At 38.7% G+C, this 5,196-nt stretch carries 4 protein-coding genes; 2 read left to right on the top strand and 2 right to left on the bottom strand.

The features are described from left to right. Positions 1-45 precede the first annotated feature (45 nt). Positions 46-123: a CVP-CTERM putative protein-anchoring domain-containing protein gene (locus K339_RS38185; RefSeq protein WP_510186797.1), complete on the top strand. Its 78-nt coding sequence runs from the start codon at positions 46-48 to the stop codon at positions 121-123. Positions 124-208: 85 nt separating this feature from the next. Here K339_RS38185 and K339_RS0130385 read toward each other — a convergent pair whose 3' ends face one another. After that, positions 209-775 carry a helix-turn-helix domain-containing protein gene (locus tag K339_RS0130385; protein ID WP_028526958.1) on the bottom strand — a complete coding sequence of 189 codons (567 nt, stop codon included), beginning with the start codon at positions 773-775 and terminating at the stop codon, positions 209-211. A 108-nt stretch (positions 776-883) separates the two neighbouring features. Next, entirely contained in the window at positions 884-1,897 is a 1,014-nt protein-coding gene (locus tag K339_RS0130380) for a helix-turn-helix transcriptional regulator (protein ID WP_157607810.1), read from the bottom strand. 711 nt (positions 1,898-2,608) lie between these two features. Here K339_RS0130380 and K339_RS35380 point away from each other — a divergent pair. After that, positions 2,609-5,196, top strand: a 2,588-nt coding sequence (locus K339_RS35380; RefSeq protein WP_169731915.1) for a CUB domain-containing protein, incomplete at its 3' end; no start/stop codon positions are given.

Below are 5,196 nucleotides of genomic sequence, written 5' to 3'. Positions count from 1 at the left end.
TTCACTGCGACGAACCAGACGTGTCCAGCCAATGGCTGTTGTCCAGTGATCATCGAAGCGGGGACGAATTGCTGTCCTGTGGATATTTGCGTGCCGTTTACGGTAAGGAAAATCAAGAAGTAAATAGAGTACTGAAACCGTTAAAAAAAGGCTGCCCGAAAGGCAGCCTTTTTTGTGGTATTTATAGAAATGTATGTTAAAAGTCTAATTAATAGTGCTCTAGTTGATACCTTTTGGGAGTGATTCCGAAGTGTTTTTGAAACATCTTATTGAACTTGATGGCCGAGTTGCCACCATAACCAACCATTTTAGCGACTTCCTTGCAAGTAAATCCTTTACGTAGGAGCTGCTTGGCATATTCCATGCGTTTTTCTAAATGAAGAAAGGAAAAGCTTTGGCCATACATAGCTTTAAAGATGGCTCTGAATCTACTTACTTTCATTCCTAAAGAGGAAGCAATTGTTTCTTCTTTAGGAATGAAAATGTTTTTTGGAGGAAATTTTTGGATGTACTCCTCATGAATATTCTCTATTCCTTCTCTGTTTTTTTGAGAAAAAAACGGTGTTTTATAGGGGAGATTGTCTTTTGAGGTGTTTTGGGGAGTGTCATTATAATGCTTGTCTTCCATTTGAATCGACTGATAGTTAACATGAAAAGAAATCCTATTTGAAATTAAAAAAGGCATTATAATATTGACATATTGAGAATTGATTTGTATTGTAGAAAGATTATTATTGTCTAAATAATCTGAATGAACTAGAAGTGGCTGTCTCATAGATATTTAAATTTAAGTTTACAAAATAAAATGATTATTTTTTATATTATCCCTATTTTGTCTTTTTAGATTAAAGAAAAGTCTAATAGGAGTATTAAACAATGTTAATTATTTGTATTTACTTGGTAATTCTCCAAAGTGCTCTTTGAATATACGCGAAAAGTGAGTGAGGTTTTTATATCCAAGTTCTCTTGCAATTTCTGCAATATTTAATTTGTTTTCGAGTAGCCACTTGTGAGCTAGTTCCATTCTATGATTTAGATAATATTTATATACACTTTGGCCGTACAATTTTTTAAAAGCACTTTTGAATTTGGTTGGAGACATTGCAGCTTCATTGGCAAGAGATTTTATGGTAGGGGGCTGTTTAATGTTTTTCAAAAGAAGCTGTTCTGCTTTTGCCAAAGCGCTAAGGTCATCTTGCTTAAAATTATATTTAATAGCGGTGGAGCTATTTTGGCTTAGTTGCTCAAAAACGGTTTTGAGCATGGCGTAAATGTGCTCTTGAAAATCTATCACCTCTAAGAGGGATTCCATTTTGTTTAAGTTAATTGCCTCAAATAGCTGCTTCAAACGACTACTAGCACTCTCATAAATAAGGTAAGAATCTTCTGCGTGTACTAAACGCTTCAAATATGAATCAGAAGGAGCGTTGATAAAGCTTTTTAGGCTTTCTGTCGGTATAAAAATACTCAACCCATTCACTTGTGTACCTTTAGGAAAAAGCAAGCTATAAATACGAGTTCCAGTATTGAGGCATGAAATAATCCAGTGACCTCTTTTGTGAACCATGTTGTTGTTGTCACTAAAGTCAGTATCAGAAGATAAGTAAAACAAAATAAAGTATTGTTGACCTGAGACAGGGATATATCTAATTTGAGTCTCATTTGGAAAAAAATAGTTTGTCCTAACTATGGTTAATTTGTTGTCCCCCTCATTTGAACTAGCTAATGGCCATTGGAATTTCGTCAATAACAAGCTTCCTTTTTTATAATTATCATCAAAAAAGTATAGTTTAAAGTGTCCTTTGGCTACCTGATGCAGTGACGTAGAAATGAGAGGGAAATACTCTAATCCATGTGGAAATGGAGTCATGGGTAAGTCAAAAACAATTGTGCTCATAAAAATATTATTTTTGGTATATACCAAATTGATGTGCAAAGAAGAACCTAGTAGTTTAATCAATCATTGAAATAAATTCCTTGAGGCTTAATTTATAGCGTAATTATAAAAAAAAAATGACAAATATTATCGTTAGGCATACTATTTGCCCAATCTGATTTTTATTAGATATGCTTCATAAGTGATTAGATATGTCTCAAAAAGACATTATAATATCTCAAATAGGCTACTTTTTGGCTATTGGGATGTGTTGGTACTGATTTTGATTTGTGTTAAGGGTGTTTGTTTGTTAAAACTAAACATGTTAGTCTGAGCGTTTATGTAGCTAATAATTGAAAAATGTTCATTATACAATCAGTATTTTATTGTAATTAATTCTGAAAAATATTATTTTATGTTATTTATAGAAAGCTACTTCTATTAGCTTCCTGTAAATGCATTTTATCTTTTAAAAAAGGTAAATAAAAAAGCGATTATTGGAAGTTTTTCCTGTCGTTGTAAGCTTTATTAGGTATGAAAAAGTATTTTTAAATGTGTTTGATATTATAAATGAAAATTTTAAATTTTTGTCTTATGGAAAAATTTTATCATCATTTCTGTAAAACAGGAATGGTCAATAGAAAAAGCAAAGCTTTATTGATAAATATCTTTAAAGTCGTTTTTGTGTTTATGTACACAGGAATGCATAGCGTATATGCTCAAACATATGTTATGGGAACAGCTCCAGCTGGGAACAATTCAACAGTTACCATTCCTGCCAATACAACTGTAACACTCTATGATGATGGAGGGGCTGCTGGGGATTACGCCAATAATCTGGACCTGCGATTGACGTTTACCGCACCTGTGGGCTATCAGATAAGAGTTACTTTTACTCAATCTGAATTCGCGGGTAATAATTATTCTCAAGATTACCTTAGGGTGATTGATGGCATAAATGCTGGCGGAGCTCAACAAGTTATGGTTACTATGGGAGGGAATGGCGATGTGCCGATGTCAGTGGTAAGTACAACAGAGGCTGTCTCTTTTCGTTTGCGAAGTGACGCTGCGACGACGAATGCTGGTTTTACAGCAACCTTGCAAACGATTCCTGTACAGGTGTATGAACTTAATGCCACAAATCAAAATCAAACCTTCAATACCAATCTGGCGGTTTTAGTAGATGATGGTGGTGCAAATGCCAACTATTCAAACAATCAGGATAGATACTATACTTTTTGTTCGACTGACGGCACTCCCATTATTTTTGATCTGCTCAAGGGAAGTAACGACTTTGGAGATAATTTTGATACACTGTTTGTCTATGACGGTGCTTCCACAAACGCACCTTTGATTGGTTATATTAATGATCTTGATGACGAGCGAAACTTTGCTTCCAATAACACGGGTAATTGCCTTACGATTCGTTTGAAAACAAATGGAGCTAATACGGCTTCTGGATTCAGGGGACTGGTTTATTCCGCCAATCATACTGACATAACCTATGTACGCAATTGCTGGGGAGGTATGACACCTGTGCCAAATGTAACTCTAAATGCAAATGCAAACAAAGCCATATTGTTGCACCGAAATGGTTTTTTTGTTGGTAATACACCTGTTTGCCAGGTTTATATCGACGCTTTAGGTATTCCTCAAGAGAGTGAGTGGGCTTTTTGCACTGAAAAACTTGACAATGCGGGTGTCGATTATCGTGAGCTTCCAGGTGTGACTAACTTTACTTCCGAAACTATTGGTTCGGGTAATACAACAGTAACACTTACTGAGGGTGCACAAATTGCATGGGTATTGGCAAACTATCAGAATTATGGTTATAACTTAAAAAACTCAAGAGATAGAAGGACAATACAGGATGTTGTTTGGCATATTACCGATGGCGATGCTTGTACAGTACAACTTTGTAACGATATTCCCGCAAACCCCAATACCACCTCACCAGCTTTAAATCTTGTTAGAACTACAGCCGAACCACAACCAATCAATGGAATCCATCAATTTAGTTTGACCACCAACCTCACATCAATCAATATTACACCTTCAGACGGAGGGAGTTTACCAACCATTTCTGCTGGAAATGCGACAATTAGCAGTAACCCGAATGGCTCTGGTACCCTTACGATTACAGGAGGAGGAACTCAAACTGTGGTATTGAATTTGACTAGAAATACGCCTGCGACAGTTTCTTTGACCGCCTCAGCCAACGGGGTTATTTTAGACCCTTCTGTATTTCTTATTTATAAACCCAATTTTGCAACTGTTCAGGATTTCTTTGGAATTGGAAACAATGTTAGTCCTTCGGCAACAGCAAACGGCACCTTTATTGTAATTTGTACCAAACCCGTAGCGTCAGCGACGCCGAAAGTGCAAACCATTTGCGTGGGTGGTACAGCCTCCGCCTTTACCGCAGCTCCAAATACAGGAGTGGAATATAAGTGGTACGGCCCATTGGCCGACACAACGAACAGTTTGGGCACGGCAATCAGTGGTGCGACGAGCACGACGTTTACTCCAACGGGTAGCGCGCTTACCGTTGCTGGAACTAAGTATTTTGCAGTAATTGTGAATACGACTGGCAACGCTACATGTTCGGACACTGCTTTTGTAAAATTAGTAGTGAATGCCAAACCAACTCCAGTGAATTTTACTACAGCCAGTGTATGCGTAGGAGCGGAAGTGACGTATCCAGACCCAGCAACTACCAATGGTACTTGGACTGGTCCAGGGGTGACGGATACTGGTACTGGCGCGACGGTAAATACAACAACTGCGTTGACACAATTGGGCGCGACAGCACCAAAGACGTTCTACATTTATTATACACAGACCTCAAGCGGATGTACGCAAGTAGATAGTGCAGCAATTACGGTGAAAGCGCGTCCAGTGGTAACGATTACGGGGCCAACGGTAGTTTGCGCGACTGATTTACCAGTGACCTTTACGGGAACTCCCGCAGGCGGTACATTTACGCTTCCTTCGGGCTTACCTGCGGGAGCGGTAACCCAAAACAATAATGTACTTACGCTCAATGCAGGGTTTAACATTGCGACGTTGACTTTCAGCTATAGCTACACGGATGCAACGACGAACTGTTCAGCTTCGGCAAGTCACACAATCACAGTGAATCCGAAACCAAATGCAGGCCCTGACGCGGCGTTGGTGTGTCAACCAACCAAAACGGCGAAGTTGACAGCGTTGACGACGGGCGGAACGTGGGCACCGATAGGGAGTCCAGCCAACCCATCAGCAGCGAGCATTGATGCCAATGGGAACATCACAGGTTTGAATGCGGCAGGAACGTACCG

The organism is Runella limosa DSM 17973 (assembly GCF_000482465.1).
Classification (GTDB): domain Bacteria; phylum Bacteroidota; class Bacteroidia; order Cytophagales; family Spirosomataceae; genus Runella; species Runella limosa.
The sequence above is the reverse complement of the archived record's forward strand: the minus strand, read 5'-3'. Positions and strand labels throughout refer to the sequence as shown.

Bases quoted from the DNA above. Each gene is read 5' to 3' on its own strand.
- K339_RS0130385 (WP_028526958.1), bottom strand. From the start codon at position 775: ATGAGACAGCCACTTCTAGTTCATTCAGATTATTTAGACAATAATAAT.
- K339_RS0130380 (WP_157607810.1), bottom strand. From the start codon at position 1,897: ATGAGCACAATTGTTTTTGACTTACCCATGACTCCATTTCCACATGGA.